Origin of the sequence: Enterococcus phoeniculicola ATCC BAA-412 (genome assembly GCF_000407505.1) — a bacterium.
GTDB classification, from domain to species: Bacteria; Bacillota; Bacilli; order Lactobacillales; family Enterococcaceae; genus Enterococcus_K; species Enterococcus_K phoeniculicola.
In genome coordinates, this window is the sequence record NZ_ASWE01000001.1 from 72,135 (window position 1) to 89,486 (window position 17,352).

Sequence of the window (17,352 nt, forward strand, 5' to 3'; positions counted from 1 at the left end):
CAACTATTGTCTAATATCATAAAAATTTAGATTAGGTTGGTTTAGATTCAAAAAGTTATCATAATAAAATACAGGTAAGAATAGTTTTGACAATTGATCTTGATCAACGAAGAAACCATAATGAATGGTTAATTTTTCTTTTGCTGAAATAGTTGGTAGATGATAAAAATGCGAGCCTTCTCCATGAGCATCTAAATAATCTACTTCACCTGTGTAAGCTGTCACTTCTTTATTTTCTGATACAGGGAACCAATTGCCATCTTTGTTCTCTAAAAGTTGTGGTGCATTCTGTAGCATTAGGTCAGAGATTGGTTGATTGCTGGGATTTTCAATTTCCGCTGTCACAAAAACAAATTTTGGTGTCATTTGTTGAGTGCTTTCTACTTTATCTATGGTGGTTTCTCCATTACCACGGGAGATTATTCGCTGATTAAAGGGAAGTAATTGCCCCTCTTTATTAACAAGCTGATTTTCTTTCAGAATTTCCAATGAGAAATCCTGAAACTTCTCTGTTTGGTAATCATGAATGGAATCAAAAACCTCCACAGAATTAATGGTATAGTTTATTTTTGTTTTAAATTCAGGATCATTTGGAATATTTATTGATACAGTATCTCCAATATGATGAATATTGGAACTATTAGCAGGTAGTCCTTCAACTTCAGGAGTAACTATTCCTGGTTCGTTCAGACGCTCTTTATAATCATTAAAATCAACTGTTGTTGAAGCCTCTTCTTTTGAGCTTTCTTTTAAGGATAAGTGACTTAAAATATTTGTTAAGTCCTCTTCTGGTACATCATTTCCGACATAAGCTTGCAGTACATACCCTTCTTTTTCAAATAGGACGAATACCTCTTTTGTAAAGCCCTCATTTTTTAGACTCGTTTTATTAACAATCAAAGTTCGATGATTATTAAAGGTTGCTTCTTGCGTATCTTCAGAATAGAGAACATCAAAATCAGCTGATGTTTGAACTTTCCATAAAAGAAAGGATAAACCACCTTTACTTAAGTTGTCTTTGTAAGAATATTTATCATCTGCATTTTTATCAGGAACCATATCATCGGGCAGGTAGTCTAACTTTAATTTGTAATAATTGTTGTTTGTTTCATTTGTTGACTGATTATCTACGGATAAGGTCACTTTATAGTCGTTTTGTTTCACAATCCATTGGTACAATTCGTTTGCAGCGTAAACAGTTGATGGAATAATAAACAATGCGGCAGCTGCGGCAAGAAACAGTTTCTTAGTAGAATATTTTTTTGTTTTTTTAGAAGATTTTTTCACTTTTTTTAATAACTCCTCTTTTCGTTTATTATAAGTATCTGAAAATTCATGTGTTTCTGTAGGCTCATCAAATGTTTTTAGTGCAATTCGCTCGGATATTTGTTTCAATTTTTTTTCTTCATTTGTTTGTTTAACCATCTTTAAGTTCTCCTTCCAAAATTTCTTTCACTTTTTTTTTCGCTCGTTCTAATTGTTTTTTTACAGTGTCTACTCGGATATTCATTAATTCTGCAGTTTCTTTACCAGATAGGCCATAATAAATTCGATACATAAAAACATTAAGATAGGAGTCTTTTAAGTTTGCTGTTACACGATTGAACTGCTCTTCTGAAATTAAGCTGTCAAAATAAATTTCTACGTTATTTACAGGCTCTTCATTTTTTGGAAATAAATTTTCTTTGTAATTCAGCTCTACTTTATTTTTTCTGTAATAATCAATTGCTCTATTTTTAGAGATGCGCAATATATACTTTTTACGTGTGAGAGAATCATAGGTTTTTAAAGTGGAAAGCTGTTCAAAAAGCTGCTCAAATACATCTTGGGTAATATCTTCAGCTTGCTGTTCATTATTTATGATTGAATAAGCTAAAAAATAAATTTTTTGTTCATATTCAAGATAAAGCTCTTCAAAAAAGTGTTCATTTGAAACATCTTTTATCATGGGAATATCCCTCCTTTCTATGTAGGTACACTCTATATGACGTTTCAGACAAGAAAAAGGTGACAGAATTTCAAAAAAAATTTGATTAATTGAAAAAAAGATTGTTGATCCAGGGAAGGAGCTATTTATGTTTTACCCTCTTCTATTGCTGATTTTTTTGTTCTGTTCTTGCTCGAAAGATAAGAATAGCAAAAAAATTTTTATAAATATATAGCTCCCAGTTAGTTGATTCCCTCTTTGCTTTACTGTGAATCTTGTTTCTATTAAAAAAGTTTTCATTGGAGAATAAAGGGTCGGGACAAACCCTTCTCAAAAATGAATAAGCATCTGCACTTTTTACGTAGAAGTTGAAAAGAGTTTTTCTATTTTTCCGAGATAACTGATTTTTTGCGTATGTAAAGAATGAGGAGGGAAACTATGGTTCAACAACTATCAGACGAAATCGTAGCTAGGGGAAAGAAAAAAAGAATTCAAGATGTGTATCTATTACCTAAAGGAGGGCAGTATCAAGTTATTTTTCGGAAAAATAACTATCGTAATGTTTATCAAATACTGGAGATAGAAATCGCGGAGCAGTTGATTAGCCGATTTAAGTATTTAGGTCAAATGGATGTTGGCGAAAAAAGGAAAGCGCAGCTAGGCGCATGTACGTATCTATTAAATGAAGAAATGCAACGAATAAGAATTTCTACTGTAGGAAATTATCAACAGCAAGAAAGTATGGTTCTTCGGTTCTTGTATCCATTTGAAAAGAATACGCTACTCTATTTTTTTCCTGAAGTTGTACAAGGCTTACAAATTAAAACAAATCGTAGAGGTCTTTATCTATTTGGGGGACCGGTAGGATCAGGAAAAACAACACTCATGTACACCTTAGCTAGAAAGCTGGGAATACAAGTGATTACAATTGAAGATCCTGTTGAGATTGAGGAGACGCAGTTTTTACAGCTGCAAATTAATCAAAAAATTAAACAGGACTATGAAACACTGATAAAGCTTTCTTTAAGGCATCATCCAGATATTCTCATTATTGGCGAGATTCGAGATCAGCAGACAGCGAAGGCTGCTATTCGTGCAGCACTGACCGGACATCGGGTTTACGCCACCATCCATGCTAAAAGTCTATTGGGTGTGAGAGAGCGCTTAGTGGAATTAGTCCAGTCTACAGAAGAAATTCAAAACAGTTTACAAGGGATTATTTATCAGCGTCTACTTACAGATGAGGCAGATGAATGTGTCAAAGGACTAGTCGCTTATCAGCTGGTTTCTAAAGAGTCAAAATCAGCATTTGATTGGAACACACAACTAAAGCGTCTATTTGAAGAAGGGAGAATTCATGAGGAGATATACGAACTGGAAAAAGAATAAGAAAAGTCAACAGCAGTTGTTTTTATTATTTTTTTCTGAGCTTCTTCAAAATGGGTTTAGTGTTCAAGAGGCATTAGGCTTTATAAAAAAAATGAATCAGTTTTCGGAATCTATGCTGACGAAATTCGAACAGCACCTTGTTGGAGGATGGAGTCTAGCAGATTGCTTTTTTGCTGCAGAGTTTAGTCCGCAGCAGGTGGTGCAGATTCAGCTTGCTCAAGTCCATGGAAATTTTACAGGAACACTCTATTCAATGGCGCAACAGATGAAATTGTTGGAAACACAGCGAAAAAATTTCTTTAAGCTATGTAGTTACCCCATACTTTTGCTTTTATTTATGGCGGGTGTACTTGTGGGAATGCGGCAGGTTCTTCTTCCTCAGCTGCTTTTATCTGGGATGGTGGATAAGCAACATCCAGGTATTCAATTTATTGAAAAAGGACCGACCTATTTTTTCCTTTTGCTATTAGGGGGTGGAGTCATCGTTATAGGATTTCGCGGATTCATGAGTCAACGAACCGCTCTTCAAAAAGCAATGGTCTATAGTCAAATCTGGGGAGTAGGAAGATTCTATAGAGCCTACCTCTCAGCCTACATTTCATTGGAATGGGGCAAGCTCTTTCAAGAAGGACTAGAACTAAAACAAATTATTGAATGTATGGCAGTAACTAAGAAGGGGAGTCTTATGCAGGAGCTAGCAATGGATCTTCAATCAGCACTTCAATTGGGGAAATCACTCTCTGGTCAATTAGAAGGTTATTCATTTTTCACAAAAGAAATGAGCCGGATTGTTTTACAAGGAGAGGTCAAAGGACGGCTAGGAGAAGAACTGCTTTTTTACAGTGAGTTTATGTGGAAAGAATTTTTCAAGAAAGTGGAGCGCGCCCTGCAATGGATTCAACCGCTTATTTTCTTATTCATTGCGCTATTAATCATTAGTATCTACGCTGCCATGCTGTTACCAATTTATGGAAATATGGAAGGAGTTTTATAAAATGAAAAATAAGAAAGCTTACTCAGGATTCACGTTAATAGAGATGCTGATTGTTTTGCTTATCATTAGTGTGCTGATTCTCTTGTTTGTCCCTAACTTATCAAAACATAAGGAAACAGTGAATGAAGAGAGCAATCAGGCAATTGTAAAGGTCGTAGAGACGCAGATGGAACTGTATTCTATTGAAAAGGACAGTGCGCTGCCTAATACGGAAACATTAGTAAAAGAAGGGTATATTACAGAAGATCAAAAAGAAAAATATGATGCTCTTCAAGGAGTAGCTCCGTGAGAAAGAAGGAAGCAAGGGGATTTACGTTGGTAGAATCACTTATTACTCTTTTCGTTGTCACAAGTTTCACCTTACTGCCTACATTATCGACTATTCGATTACAGGATAAGATTGAAATCGAACAATTCTTTGCCAGCTTAGAGAAGAGAATACTGGCTAGTCAACAGGCGGCTATTACAGGGATGCTTCCAAGTGAAATGCAGATAACGGATTCTTCCATTTATTTTCGGACGCTAGTTTCAACGGGAATTGATTGGTCGCTGTTAATAATTCCTAAAGAGTTGGTCTATACAGGGACAAGTAAGCTTGTTTTTTCAATGAATTCAGGAAATAACAGCAGCCTAAGTAAAATGAGTTTTTATTGGAAAGAAAAAAAGGAAACGATTAGCTATCAGTTTCAACTCGGGAGTGGTAGATATATTAAAAAAATCGAATAGAGGATACATTCTTTTGGAAGCATTACTTTCTTTTTTCTTATTTACAACGATTATTCTTTCTTTTTTATACACGCAGAGCATACTCGTACAAAGAGGGAAAGACCAAATGCGTATAATCGAAATGAATCGAGTGTTATATGAAGAAACACGTGATTATCGATTCTATAAAGGCGAAACCAACAGAGAAAAGACATTTTCTAGGAAGTATCAGATTAGTTTGACAGCTCAACCACATCAGGCAGCGCAAATCATTTCTGGAAAGGACCAAGTGAGCATTGAATCAACGAACGTATAAATCATTTTCTGGATTTACTCTTTTGGAATGTCTGATTGCTTTAATGATTTTAAGTACACTTTTTCTTTTTATTGGACAGTTTGTTCATATTACCCAAGTCATTCAGCAACAATTACAACGAACTAAGGAAAAAGAGTGGGAGGTTTTTTTGATTCAGTTGGAGTACGAGTTAAAGGATGATTACTTTGTAAAAGTCGCAGACAATACGCTTTATTTGAAAAGTGAGAGAGGAGAAGAGGTATTGATCCAGCCTTATCAAACGATGGTTAGAAAAAGAAAAAATGGCGGACATCAGCCAATGTTAACAGACGTTTCCTCATTTACATTGCGTAAAGAAAAAAAGCAGATTCAATTGGAGGTGGTATTTTTAAATGGCTATAAGCGGTGGGGACAATGGGAGATTCAGACAACAGCATAGGCATAGAGGAGGGATTTTTCTTTCTGTACTCTTGTTTTTTAGCCTGACGAGCTGTTTACTTCTTCTTGTCCTAGAGGATGAACGTTTGACAAGCGACTTTACGATACGAACAACGAATCTTTATCAGGCAAAGATTATGAAGGAACTATTTTTGATGGACTATTATTCAAAAGACAGTGAGCTTGCCTCAACGGGAAAACGCACGTACAACAAAGGGACATTGAGCTATGAAGAGTCAAATGAAAAAGTCATCATTATTGTGAAGATGAAAAATGGGTATTATCGTTTTGAAGAAAAAGTGATGGACAAAAAAGAATGAGCTTCGGAAATAGTCGAAATAGGCTAATCAACTTATAATTTCTGCTCTTTTTTGTAAAAAGATGTTATTGATCTTAGTAAGAGCACCCGATTTTCATAAAAGAGTTTCTCAATCATTTTTACTAGTGAAAGGGAATGATTTTTCCCACAGAACCTTCGTAAAATCTAGTATTTTTTGCTAGAATGATATATAGTAATGGTCATGTAGTCGTTACAGAAAACGGGGGAGAGAACATGGGTTTCTTTGGAAATATTGATTTTAATTCATTATCTGATACGGATCAGGCAATCTATCACTATATGAGTAGTAATGTAGAGAAAGTTCCTTATATGCGATTGAGGGATATTGCAAAAGAATCCCACACGTCTGCTTCTTCAGTGATGCGATTAATCCGTAAATTAGGTTATGAAAGCTATACTGAATTTCGCAGTCAGTTTAGTGTAGAATCTGTTGAAAGTGACCGATTTGATGATGCGTTAAATATATTAAGCAGAAATCATTTTCCTAGAAACATTGAAAGTAAGCTAAATCAGATTATTGAGAAGATTCAATATTGTGAGAATATCGTCTTTTTTGGGATTGGTGCCTCAGGTTCTATTTGTGAATATGCTGCTCGAAGGTTTGCATCGATTGGCTATAATAGTTATGCTCTGATTGATCCTACGTATCCAATTCTGTCAAAATTAAAAAATACAAGCGATAATATTTTGGTAACTTTATCTGTTTCCGGAATGACAAATGAGGTTGTTGAGATTGTGAATGGTTTTCGGAATAAGGATGATTTTACGACAGTTGCTATTACGGCTGATATTAATTCTACGCTTGCTAAAATGTCCGATTTTGTTTTAGATTATCACGTAGATATAAAGCGTGTAAAAAAACATGAAGACTTGACGAGTCAGATTCCATGCATCTTTTTAATTGAGCAGTTAGCGAATAGACTACAAGAGTGAAAACCTAAAAGAAAAAATATTTTAGCACCACGCTGGTACGACATGTACCAACGTGGTGTTTTTTTCTATTTGCTTACTGTTTAACCAGAGTGGCTGTAGAATATTGAAACCAAAAAAATCAGCCCCTATACTGTGAGTAACAACTAAACGAGGTGAACATGTAATGACTAAACAATTTCCAAAAGAGTTTTTATGGGACGGTGCAGTGGCAGCTCATCAAGTCGAAGGAGCATGGAATGAAGACGGAAAGGGCGTAAGCATTGCTGATGTGATGACTGCGGGAGCCAATGGTGTTGCTCGCAAAATTACAGAAGGGGTTCTTGAAGGAGAAAATTATCCGAATCATGAGGCGATAGATTTTTATCATCACTATAAAGAGGATATTCAACTATTTAAAGAACTAGGATTGAAAGCGTTTCGAACATCGATTAACTGGACAAGAATTTTTCCATTGGGCGATGAGAGTGAGCCAAATGAAGCAGGTCTTCAATTTTACGATGATTTGTTTGATGAATTATTAGCTAATGGAATCCAACCTGTTATTACGTTATCTCATTTTGAAATTCCTTATCATTTGTATGAAACATATGGAGGATTTAGAAATAAGCAAGTGATTGATTTCTTTGTTCATTATGCCCAAACGGTGATGACGAGATATAAAGACAAAGTGAAGTATTGGATGACCTTTAATGAAATAAATAATCAAGCGGACGGTCAGCATGACCTACACACATGGACAAATTCAGCTATTCGTTTTGAAGAAGGAGAGAATAAGGAAGAAATTACTTTCCAAGCAGGACTAAATGAATTAATAGCTAGTGCAAAAGTCGTGAAGCTAGGACATGAAATAAATCCAGATTTCCAAATCGGCTGTATGATGGCATACGTTCCTGTTTATCCGTATTCTTGCCGTCCTGAGGATTTAATGGCTTCTGTAAAAGTAATGAATCGTCGCTTCTTTTACTCTGATATTCATGTTCGTGGGAAAATTCCTTCTTATGCACGCAAGTATTGGCAGCAAAAAGGCTATACCATCGAAATATCTGAGAAAGAAGAGAGCGCATTACTAGAAGGAAAGGTTGATTACGTTGGGTTTAGTTACTATATGTCAGGTGCAGTGACTACATTAGAGGATGTTCAGGGAGAGCCTGTTCAAGAATACCCTGGTGCGAAAATGGTAAATAACCCATATGTAACCGCAAGTGATTGGGGCTGGCAGATTGATCCTGTGGGCTTACGTTATACCTTAAATATCATTTATGAACGTTACAATTTACCTATGTTTATCGTTGAAAATGGATTTGGCGCCTATGATAAGTTAGAGGATGGAAAAATTCATGATCCGTATCGAGTAGAGTATCTACAAAAACATATTGACCAAATGGCTTTAGCAGTGAATGTTGATGGTGTTGAATTATTAGGGTATACACCATGGGGAATTATTGATATTGTCAGTTTTGGAACAGGCGAAATGGAAAAACGTTACGGATTTATCTATGTGGATAAAGATAATCAAGGAAACGGGACATTAGCACGTAGAAAGAAAGATTCTTTTGAGTGGTATAAACAACTGATTAAGAATCAAACTGAGGAATAAAGATGAAAACTGAAGAACTGAAAAAATTATTATCAAGTTTAACCTTGGAAGAAAAAGTCGGCCAACTGGTGCAAGTGACTCCAGATTTTTTTGGGAATCAAGGCGAAGTGACCGGTCCTATGACTCAGTGGTCAATGGACGAAGAACAATTATATCAATTAGGTTCTGTTTTAGGGACGCATCGAGCAACAGAGGTGAGAAAGATTCAAGAGAATTATCTTGCTCACAGCAGGCATAAAATTCCGTTGTTGTTTATGGCAGATGTAATTCATGGGTATGAAACAATTTTTCCTATTCCTCTAGCTTTAGCCTCTTCTTTTGATTCAGAATTAATAGAAACTGTTGCACGGCATGCCGCAAAAGAAGCAGCGAAAGAAGGAGTTCATGTAACTTTCTCTCCAATGGCAGACTATGTAAAAGATCCACGCTGGGGGAGAGTCTTGGAAAGTAACGGTGAAGATCCGCGCCTATCAACTGCGTTAACGAAAGCGTATGTTCGTGGCTATCAAGGCGAGAACTTAAAAAATGAGTCACACGTAGCTGCGTGTGTAAAACATTTTATTGGTTATGGTGCAGCAGAGGGCGGCAGAGATTATAATACAGTAGATGTTTCAGACGTTGAGCTCTATCAAAATTACTTGCCAGCTTTTGAAGGCGCAATTTCAGAAGGCGTAAAAATGGTGATGACCTCCTTTAATAGTGTACATGGGGTACCTGTTACCGCAAATACTTCTTTAGTGCAAAATGTTTTGAGAGGAAAATTGGGCTTTCAAGGGCTTTTAATTTCTGACTGGGCGGCAATTGCGGAATTGAAGGCGCATCGAATAGCTGAAACATCAAAACAAGCAGCACAAAAAGCGTTTGAAACGTCGGTAGATATGGATATGATGACGGATTGCTATCTGAAAGAACTGGCAGCGATTGTAGAAGAAACGCAAGCAACAGAGGCGTTAGATGCGGCTGTTTGGCGTGTTTTATCCTTAAAAAATGAGTTAGGTTTGTTTGAAAATCCTTATCGTGGCTTGGATACGACTGTTGATTTGGAAGAGTTGACGAAAGCGTCCTATGAAGCGGCAGTTCGTTGCGCGGTTCTTTTGAAAAATGAAGGGGTTCTTCCCTTAAAAAAAGAAGAAAAAATTCTATTGGTAGGAACAAAAGCGGTGACAAGGGATGTATTAGGTGCTTGGTCATGGATTGGTGAGATGGAGGCTGCGAGTTCTTTATCAGAAGGTATGGGAAAAATCGTTTCAACACTTGAAATCCTTCCGATTACCGATGAAGTGCCAGACTGGCAGGCAATCGAAGAAGCAGCCAGCCGTGCAGATAAAGTGGTGATTGCTGTAGGAGAAACAAGTGAAGAAGCTGGAGAGGCAGCTAGCCGAACTGACTTGACGCTTCGTGAAATAGAACGAACAGTTATTCAAACCATTTATAAAAAGAATACAGAGAGTATTTTAGTGACGTTTAGCGGCAGACCGCTTGTATTAACAGACGTAGAACCAAAAGTAAAAGCAATTGTCTCTGCTTGGTTTTTAGGAAGTCAAACAGGAACAGCGTTAGCCTCATTGTTGAGTGGTGCGAGAAATTTCAGCGGGCATTTACCAATGAGTTATCCAAGAAGTGTCGGTCAGCTTCCTTATTCTTATCAAGAAATGTCTACCGGACGTCCAAAGACTGCAGAAAATGCAGATCAAAAGTATATTTCTCGCTATTTAGATGAAGAAAATGGTCCACTCTATCCATTTGGTCATGGACTTAGCTATAGTGAATTTGTTTATTCTGATTTAAGGCTTTCAAATAAGCAATTAACTAGAAATGAACAACTTACTTTATCGTTTACTGTCTCAAATCTATCTAATCAAGCAGGCTATACGTTGCCGCAAATTTATTTCCAAGATGCATTTACGCAAATCATTCGTCCGAAAAAAGAATTGCTTGCATGGCAGCCAGTATCTCTAGAGCCAGGTGAAACAAGGCAAGTCCAGTTTGTTGTTGAGGCAAAAGATTTTGCTTATGTGCATAGTGATTTGGCTCGAACAACAGATAAAGGTACATTTCATTTATTTTTAGGTACTAGTGCGGAAAAAGAACTTTCAACAGCTACCTTTGAGTACGTAGGATAGGTGTATCGGTGGTACAGGCTGTACCACCGTGACTGTTTTTTCAAAACGAAGAGTTGAGCAACCAGACTTGCTGTTAGATATTGTTTTTGAAAACGTTTTTATCTATACTTTGTCTATAAATTAAAAAGAATTCTTTTTTATTAACTGAAAATAAAAACGTTTTTATTTGGAGGGATTTCATGAAAGAGCGAGTAACGATCCGAGAGGTTGCACGAGAAGCCAATGTTTCCATTGCGACTGTCTCCAAAGCACTCAACGGGCTGGATGTAGTAACACCGAAAACCATAGAACGAGTGACGGAAGCCGCGAAAAAACTTCATTACACCCCAAATTTAATGGGAAAACAATTGAAAACAAAAACAACAAAGATGATTGGGCTTTATACTCATACCATAACGGGTCCGTACTTCAATACGTTGATTGAAGCAATTGTTGAAGAAGCTGGTAACTATCAATATGGGGTGAACGTACTTATTTCCTCGGATAAACAGATTCTTAGCTCTCACTTATTAGGAAATATGGTAGATGGATTTATCGGATTTGAAGAATTAATCGATGAAGAGTCATTGAGTACGATTCGTGCAGAGGGTGTGAAGGCTGTATTTGTTGATCGGAAAATCAATGACGGAAGCATTAGCAGTGTGGTCTTTGATTCTCAGAAAGCAGGTCGAATTGCTGCACAACATCTAATTGAAAATGGTCACACAAAAATTGGCTTTTTACCTGGACACCCTAATGTTTATGACAGTGATGAACGTTATCTAGGTTTTCAGGAAGTGATGGCTGAGCATCAACTGCCCATAAATCCCGACTGGACGATTACAGGCTTGTTTGAAGAAAAAGAGAGCTATGAAAATATCAAGAATTACTTATTGACGACCCCACGAGATAAATGGCCAACTGCATGGATTGCAGGAAATGATTTATCTGCTATTGGCGTCATAAAGGCAATTGATGAGCTAGGACTGAGCGTGCCAGAGGATTTCAGTGTAATAGGATTTGATGATATTGAACTGCTAGGTTATTTTAAGCCAAGTGTGACAACGATTCAAAATCCGATACAAGAACAAGGAAAACAAGCAGTAATTGAGTTGATGAAATTAATTAACAATCAAAAAAAAGGAGAAAGTAAGACCTTGGATTGTCAATTAGTGGTACGAGAAACAACTAAACGATTGAGTCGTTAGATATAAGTAAAGAAGGAAGCGAAAAGAAGGAGGAAAAAGGGTGGAAGCAAAGAACGCAAAAGCAGCCTCAACCAGTCGTTTTTCAAAATGGTGGAAAGACTTTGGTCATCAATGGCAGCTGCAAACCATGGCCATTCCCGGCATTATTTACATGATTATTTTTAGTTTTATCCCCATTTATGGCTTAGTGATTGCCTTTAAAAATTACACAGTCATAGACACAATAGATGGTGCACAGTGGGTTGGTTTAGAGAATTTTCGGATTATCATGGAGGATAAATATTTTTGGGAGTCCGTAATTAACACATTAGGCATTAGTGGATTGAAACTAGCCTTTGGATTTGTTCTGCCAATTATTATTGCGGTTATGATTTATGAACTAAGAGACAGCGTATTTAAACGAGTAATACAAACTATCTCTTATCTGCCCCATTTTTTATCTTGGATTATCTTAGGCGGAATGATCATTACCTGGTTTTCTTCTAATGGAATGATTAATGAATTATTGAATTTTATTGGAATTCAAACAAAACAAAATCATATGTTAGATGTCAGCAAGTACTGGTGGATTGCTTCACTGTCAGATGTGTGGAAAGAAGCAGGATGGGGAACAATTTTGTATCTGGCAACGATGTCTAAAATTGATCCTACCTATTATGAAGCAGCAAAAATGGATGGAGCCAGCAGACTTCGTCAAATCTGGAGTATCACTATTCCAATGATTCGAAACATTATTTCATTAAATCTGATTCTAAGTGTCAGCGGGTTGTTTAACTCAAATCTGGATCAAACATTAGTCTTAATGAATTCGCAAAATCAGCCAAAAGCAGAAGTCATCAACTCTTATGTTTATCGAGTAGGGTTAATGCAAGGTGATTTTTCTTATGCAACAGCTGTAGGATTGGGAATCTCGATTATCTCGGTGATTTTATTGGTCTTAACAAATATTATCACGAAAAAACTGAATGATAATCAATCAGTACTTTAAGGAGGGACACGATGAAAAAGAGCAGCTTATCATTAGCAAAACCAAAGAGTAATGTCGTTCAAGATAAAGACAGCAAGATTTTTAACTTTGTCAATATTTTATTATTGTTAGTATTTACCATTGTTATCATCGTCCCTGTTTGGAATATTGTTGCTTCTTCTTTTGCATCCAGTGATGCGCTAGCAAAAGGAGACTTTGTATTTTGGCCTTCAGAGATTGCAACAGATAATTATAGAAAAGTATTAGGTGATGCATCAATGTGGCAAGCATTACTTATCTCGATAGGAAAAACAGTGATTGGCGTTTTCGCACATACAGCCTTTTGTGCGATTATGGCTTACGCTTTATCTAAACGGAATTTGAAAGGTCGCGGACTGTATTCCACCATGGGAATTATTACAATGTTCTTTTCTGGGGGAATGATTCCTACTTATCTATTGATTAAATCATTAAATTTGTTAAATACGTTTTGGGTATATATTATCCCAGCCTTATTAAGTTACTATGATGTCATTATTTTGATGAATTTCTTTAGAGATGTTCCTACGTCTTTAGAGGAATCTGCCAAGATTGATGGTGCAAGTGATTGGGGCGTCTTTCTAAAAATATTTGTGCCATTATCTAAACCTGCTTTAGCAACGATTGCCCTATTTCATGGAGTGTGGCAATGGAATGATTTTATGACAACCAAGCTATATGTGACAGACAGAGCGCTTTATCCATTGCAGATGAAACTCTACGAAATTATCACGCAATCTCAGGCAGCATCTCAACAAGGCTTAAATGCAGCGGTCGAAATCAGCACAACATCTAAGGGGGTACAACTGGCAACAATTGTTGTCACGACCGTTCCAATTTTAATTATCTATCCATTGCTACAAAGACATTTTATCTCAGGTATGATGCTTGGGGCAGTAAAAGAATAGGAGGAGAAGGAAATGTTTAAGTTATCAAAAAAGAAAATTGTAGGGACACTCGCTTTGGCAAGTGTGATGTTATTAGGTGCTTGTGGAAATAACAAAGAGGCGTCAAAAGATAAAGAGGTAAGTTTACCATCTATTGAAGATCGCTATACACCAGATGCAAAAACGCCAGCTTGGCAATTAGATACGAAAAAGGAAACGACTAAATTAAAATGGTATGTTAATGCAGACTGGTGGAACACCGAATATGGAAAAGATATGGTAACAAAGAAAATCAAAGAAGATCTGAACATCGATATTGAATTTATTACAGGAGATGACACAAAGTTAAATACCTATTTTGCAGGGGGAGATATGCCGGACATCGTAACGATTTTTGATTCAAATTCTCAAGTTGCCCGTAAAGCAGACTCTTGGGCATTGCCACTACAAGATTTAGCAAAAACTTACGATCCTTATTTCAATGAAGTAACTCGTGAAGAAACGTTGAACTGGTATAAATTATCAGATGGAAAATCTTATGGCTACCCTGATTATTCAAATACACAAAGTGATTTTGATAGTGGGGACATCTTTGCACGAGATGCCTTCGTAATCAGAAAAGATGTGTATGAAGCAATTGGAAAACCAGACTTCACTACACCAGAAGGCTTTGCAGATGGCATGAGTAAAATTAAAGAGAAATATCCGGATTTAATTCCGTTTGGCTTCAATGATTTTGCAAAAGACGGCTCATCTAATGGCTCTATGGATGGTGTTGTACAAGATATGTTAGGTGTTCCTTATACAAAAGATGGAAAATATTATGACCGTAATTTAGACGAAGACTATATCAACTGGGTGAAGGCATTCCGTCAAGTACATGAAGATGGTAATATCTCTGATGACACGTTTACAGATGATGGGGATAAATTTAAAGAAAAACTTCAAACAGGTAAATATGCAACGGTCATGCTGGGTTCTTTTGTTAACCAGGGAATCCCATTGCAAACATTTAAAGCAAGCAATCCAGATGCTGAATATATTGCTATAGATGGAATTCAAAGTACTGTAGGAAACAAGCCAACGTTAACACAAGCAGGAATTTCAGGATGGATGATTAACTATATCGGTAAAGACTGTGCGGACCCTGCAAAAGCGATTCAACTATTCACGTATCTATTGAGTGATGAAGGAGAAATGCTGACAAACTTTGGTATTGAAGGGGAAACATATACTGTTGAAGCTGACAATAAAGTACAATGGACAGAGCAAGCAAGAAAAATTCAACAAGATGATCCTGAAAAATGGCAATTAGAGTATCGTATGGGTGAATTCATCCAGTTTGGTCATGACCGTTTCAAAGCGATGAATGACGCTTCTTATGTAGATGCTGTGAAACAAATGCAAGAATGGGGAGATGGTAAACTTACATCACAATTCCCAACAGAAAATATTGGTCCGGATGCTGGAACACAAGAAGCGCGTGCATTGAGCGCCATTCAAACGAATTGGAGTACAACCTTAGTGGGCATGCTTAGAGCAAAGGATGAAAAAGAATTAGATAGCTTGCTGGAAGACTACAAGAATTTCCAAAAAGATAATAAAATTGATGATGTAAACAAGGTTCGTAATGAAAAAATTGAAGAAAATAAGAAAAAATTAGGTTTGTAAGACGATTGAGTAGATAATAAAGGACAACAAATGAGGAGGCAGGAGTATGTCGAAAATTTTTAGTACAGAAGGAAAAATTTATAGTGGAATGGAAAGAATTTATCAAATTTTACTTTTGAATAGTATTTTTATCATCTCCTGCTTGCCTGTGGTGACGATTGGTGCGGCTTTGGCGAGCGCATATGGAACCGCCTATAAGATGATAGATCATAGTGAAGGTGTGCTGTATAAAGAATATTTACGGCAGCTAAAGCTAAATATGCTTCCGGCAACAAAACTATGGGTGTTGATACTAGCTGTTATCGGAGCAGGTTTTTGGACTTTTCCATACGTACAAAGCTTTATGGTGGGAAATAAAATTGCCTACTACCTTACAATGGTATTTATCACTTTTTTAGTACTGATGAGTCTCTATCTATTTCCATTGATTGCTCGATTTGATAATTCGTTGTCTGGAACGGTTGTAAATGCAATGATTTTGTCGCTTAAACATTTACCACAAAGCATTATTGTGTTTTTTATTACTATCGGAGGAGTCGTTATTGTACCAATCTATTTACCTAAATTATTATTTGTTTGGCTATTCACTGGTATCGGAACCGTTATTTTTATTAATGCCAACATTTTAATGAACGTTTTTAAGAAGTATGATATTACCGAAGAGAGAAGTTGAGAATATGTACGTAGGGTTTGATATAGGTGGAACAAATGTAAAATATGGGGTATTAGATGAAACAGGGACGATTTTAGAAAAAAAATCAATGCCCACAAATTATGACTTCTCTACGTTTGTCAGTGAATTACACGAGATTGTAGAGGGCTTCAAACAAACCTATTCAACAATTAAGGGAATTGGTATTAGCGCACCAGGAATTATTCAAAAAGATGGATTTATGTTAACGGCAGGAGCCATCAAACCATTTTATGGAATGAATATGAAGGTGGAGCTGGAAAGACTTACCGGTTTACCTGTAAGTATAGAAAATGATGCAAATGCAGCCGCAATTGCTGAACGCTGGATTGGAAACGCTAAAGGCATGGATAATTACCTTTGCATTGTTTTAGGAACGGGAATAGGTGGGGGAATAATCATTAATGGCGAGGTATTTCGTGGAAGTCATGGAATGGCAGGCGAATTTGGCTGGTGCCTTATTGATGAGATTCCTGTGACAGGAGATATTGAAGAAGTCTCCTTGAACAAAAAAGCTGCAACAGTAGGTGGTTTATGCTATCAATACAATTTAGCACAGAAAAAAAGAAATTCAGCGTCTGAAGATGTCTGGGATGCCAGAGAAATTATAAAAAGAGAAGCATCAGGTGAAGCGTTAGCCACCGAGATACTCTCTCGTTTTTTTACTGATTTATCTGTGGGACTGCTAAATTTAATTAGCTGCTTTGATCCTGAGGTTGTATTAATCGGAGGCGGAATTAGTTCTAATGAAACCTTCAACAAGCGACTTCAGGAACGTCTTTTTGAGTTGATTCAGCGACATGAATCCATTAATTATTTAAAAGAACAAACCATTGCGAAAGTGAGACCTGCGAAGCTTCAAAATGATGCAGGAATGATTGGGGCAGTCTACCAAATTCATCAACAGCTATTAAAGGAAAACTGACGCAAAAATGTGACAAGCTAGTAAAAGAAAAGATTTAACTTATTTGCGTAGCTTTCATTTTTAACATATTTCATGTGTAGCAGTTGTTGAGAACGAAGTGGAGACCTTCAATTCTTAAAGCGTTCCGCTTTTAGAGATTGATGAGAGCGAAACGAAGTGGAGATGAGTTTCTCCCTTACTGTTCAATAAAATTATAAGAGTGTGTGATATAACTTGGATAGTTATGTCCCACTCTTTTCTTTTT

The 17,352-nt window shown here is 36.6% G+C and carries 18 protein-coding genes; 16 read left to right on the forward strand and 2 right to left on the reverse strand.

The annotated features are described in order from the left end of the window. Positions 1-3: 3 nt before the first annotated feature. Positions 4-1,425 (reverse strand): hypothetical protein, encoded by a 1,422-nt coding sequence (locus I589_RS00280; RefSeq protein WP_010770150.1) that lies wholly within the window; start codon positions 1,423-1,425, stop codon positions 4-6. Continuing rightward, entirely contained in the window at positions 1,418-1,948 is a 531-nt protein-coding gene (locus I589_RS00285; RefSeq protein ID WP_010770149.1) for an RNA polymerase sigma factor, read from the reverse strand. The genes I589_RS00280 and I589_RS00285 overlap by 8 nt, the downstream gene beginning before the upstream one ends. Positions 1,949-2,365: 417 nt before the next feature. On the opposite strand from I589_RS00285, the gene comGA reads away from it, so the two are divergent. The 16 genes from comGA to I589_RS00365 all read left to right on the forward strand — a co-directional run bounded on the left by comGA (position 2,366) and on the right by I589_RS00365 (position 17,108). Continuing rightward, entirely contained in the window at positions 2,366-3,316 is a 951-nt protein-coding gene (gene comGA, locus I589_RS00290) for a competence type IV pilus ATPase ComGA (protein ID WP_010770148.1), read from the forward strand. Then, positions 3,285-4,310: a competence type IV pilus assembly protein ComGB gene (comGB, locus tag I589_RS00295; protein ID WP_010770147.1), complete on the forward strand. Its 1,026-nt coding sequence runs from the start codon at positions 3,285-3,287 to the stop codon at positions 4,308-4,310. The genes comGA and comGB overlap by 32 nt, the downstream gene beginning before the upstream one ends. A gap of 1 nt (position 4,311) precedes the next feature. Then, the gene (comGC, locus tag I589_RS00300) at positions 4,312-4,599 is read left to right on the forward strand and encodes a competence type IV pilus major pilin ComGC (RefSeq protein WP_010770146.1); all 288 of its coding nucleotides are present in this window, start codon (positions 4,312-4,314) and stop codon (positions 4,597-4,599) included. After that, positions 4,596-5,036, forward strand: a complete 441-nt coding sequence (gene comGD / locus I589_RS00305) for a competence type IV pilus minor pilin ComGD (protein ID WP_010770145.1) — start codon at positions 4,596-4,598, stop codon at positions 5,034-5,036. The genes comGC and comGD overlap by 4 nt, the downstream gene beginning before the upstream one ends. Positions 5,037-5,142: 106 nt before the next feature. After that, on the forward strand, positions 5,143-5,331 hold the full coding sequence (locus I589_RS00310; protein WP_034684195.1) for a hypothetical protein: 189 nt from the start codon (positions 5,143-5,145) through the stop codon (positions 5,329-5,331). Continuing rightward, complete coding sequence (gene comGF / locus I589_RS00315; protein ID WP_010770143.1) at positions 5,312-5,749, forward strand: competence type IV pilus minor pilin ComGF; 438 nt, start codon at positions 5,312-5,314, stop codon at positions 5,747-5,749. The genes I589_RS00310 and comGF overlap by 20 nt, the downstream gene beginning before the upstream one ends. Continuing rightward, positions 5,703-6,068 (forward strand): competence type IV pilus minor pilin ComGG, encoded by a 366-nt coding sequence (gene comGG, locus I589_RS18650; RefSeq protein WP_010770142.1) that lies wholly within the window; start codon positions 5,703-5,705, stop codon positions 6,066-6,068. Before comGF ends, comGG begins: the two co-directional genes overlap by 47 nt. A 233-nt stretch (positions 6,069-6,301) precedes the next feature. Further along, positions 6,302-7,021: a MurR/RpiR family transcriptional regulator gene (locus I589_RS00325; protein ID WP_010770141.1), complete on the forward strand. Its 720-nt coding sequence runs from the start codon at positions 6,302-6,304 to the stop codon at positions 7,019-7,021. A 163-nt stretch (positions 7,022-7,184) separates the two neighbouring features. Then, positions 7,185-8,618 carry a 6-phospho-beta-glucosidase gene (locus tag I589_RS00330; RefSeq protein ID WP_010770140.1) on the forward strand — a complete coding sequence of 478 codons (1,434 nt, stop codon included), beginning with the start codon at positions 7,185-7,187 and terminating at the stop codon, positions 8,616-8,618. A 2-nt stretch (positions 8,619-8,620) separates the two neighbouring features. Then, a complete protein-coding gene (locus tag I589_RS00335) occupies positions 8,621-10,741 on the forward strand; it encodes a glycoside hydrolase family 3 N-terminal domain-containing protein (protein WP_010770139.1) in 2,121 nt (706 codons plus the stop codon). A 179-nt stretch (positions 10,742-10,920) separates the two neighbouring features. Next, the gene (locus I589_RS00340; RefSeq protein ID WP_010770138.1) at positions 10,921-11,928 is read left to right on the forward strand and encodes a LacI family DNA-binding transcriptional regulator; all 1,008 of its coding nucleotides are present in this window, start codon (positions 10,921-10,923) and stop codon (positions 11,926-11,928) included. Positions 11,929-12,055: 127 nt separating this feature from the next. Continuing rightward, on the forward strand, positions 12,056-12,916 hold the full coding sequence (locus I589_RS00345) for an ABC transporter permease (RefSeq protein WP_211215212.1): 861 nt from the start codon (positions 12,056-12,058) through the stop codon (positions 12,914-12,916). Between the two features lie 11 nt (positions 12,917-12,927). Then, a complete protein-coding gene (locus tag I589_RS00350) occupies positions 12,928-13,842 on the forward strand; it encodes a carbohydrate ABC transporter permease (protein WP_010770136.1) in 915 nt (304 codons plus the stop codon). Positions 13,843-13,854: 12 nt separating this feature from the next. Continuing rightward, positions 13,855-15,492, forward strand: a complete 1,638-nt coding sequence (locus tag I589_RS00355) for a type 2 periplasmic-binding domain-containing protein (protein WP_010770135.1) — start codon at positions 13,855-13,857, stop codon at positions 15,490-15,492. A 46-nt stretch (positions 15,493-15,538) separates the two neighbouring features. Continuing rightward, positions 15,539-16,165: a YesL family protein gene (locus tag I589_RS00360; RefSeq protein WP_010770134.1), complete on the forward strand. Its 627-nt coding sequence runs from the start codon at positions 15,539-15,541 to the stop codon at positions 16,163-16,165. A 4-nt stretch (positions 16,166-16,169) separates the two neighbouring features. After that, positions 16,170-17,108 carry an ROK family protein gene (locus I589_RS00365; protein ID WP_010770133.1) on the forward strand — a complete coding sequence of 313 codons (939 nt, stop codon included), beginning with the start codon at positions 16,170-16,172 and terminating at the stop codon, positions 17,106-17,108. The last annotated feature ends 244 nt before the right edge of the window (positions 17,109-17,352 follow it).

Bases quoted from the DNA above. Each gene is read 5' to 3' on its own strand.
- comGC (WP_010770146.1), top strand. From the start codon at position 4,312: ATGAAAAATAAGAAAGCTTACTCAGGATTCACGTTAATAGAGATGCTG.
- I589_RS00360 (WP_010770134.1), top strand. From the start codon at position 15,539: ATGTCGAAAATTTTTAGTACAGAAGGAAAAATTTATAGTGGAATGGAA.
- I589_RS00285 (WP_010770149.1), bottom strand. From the start codon at position 1,948: ATGATAAAAGATGTTTCAAATGAACACTTTTTTGAAGAGCTTTATCTT.
- I589_RS00310 (WP_034684195.1), top strand. From the start codon at position 5,143: ATGCGTATAATCGAAATGAATCGAGTGTTATATGAAGAAACACGTGAT.
- I589_RS00340 (WP_010770138.1), top strand. From the start codon at position 10,921: ATGAAAGAGCGAGTAACGATCCGAGAGGTTGCACGAGAAGCCAATGTT.
- comGA (WP_010770148.1), top strand. From the start codon at position 2,366: ATGGTTCAACAACTATCAGACGAAATCGTAGCTAGGGGAAAGAAAAAA.
- comGB (WP_010770147.1), top strand. From the start codon at position 3,285: ATGAGGAGATATACGAACTGGAAAAAGAATAAGAAAAGTCAACAGCAG.
- I589_RS00335 (WP_010770139.1), top strand. From the start codon at position 8,621: ATGAAAACTGAAGAACTGAAAAAATTATTATCAAGTTTAACCTTGGAA.
- I589_RS00350 (WP_010770136.1), top strand. From the start codon at position 12,928: ATGAAAAAGAGCAGCTTATCATTAGCAAAACCAAAGAGTAATGTCGTT.
- I589_RS00325 (WP_010770141.1), top strand. From the start codon at position 6,302: ATGGGTTTCTTTGGAAATATTGATTTTAATTCATTATCTGATACGGAT.
- I589_RS00345 (WP_211215212.1), top strand. From the start codon at position 12,056: ATGGCCATTCCCGGCATTATTTACATGATTATTTTTAGTTTTATCCCC.
- I589_RS00330 (WP_010770140.1), top strand. From the start codon at position 7,185: ATGACTAAACAATTTCCAAAAGAGTTTTTATGGGACGGTGCAGTGGCA.
- I589_RS00280 (WP_010770150.1), bottom strand. From the start codon at position 1,425: ATGGTTAAACAAACAAATGAAGAAAAAAAATTGAAACAAATATCCGAG.
- comGG (WP_010770142.1), top strand. From the start codon at position 5,703: ATGGCTATAAGCGGTGGGGACAATGGGAGATTCAGACAACAGCATAGG.
- I589_RS00365 (WP_010770133.1), top strand. From the start codon at position 16,170: ATGTACGTAGGGTTTGATATAGGTGGAACAAATGTAAAATATGGGGTA.
- I589_RS00355 (WP_010770135.1), top strand. From the start codon at position 13,855: ATGTTTAAGTTATCAAAAAAGAAAATTGTAGGGACACTCGCTTTGGCA.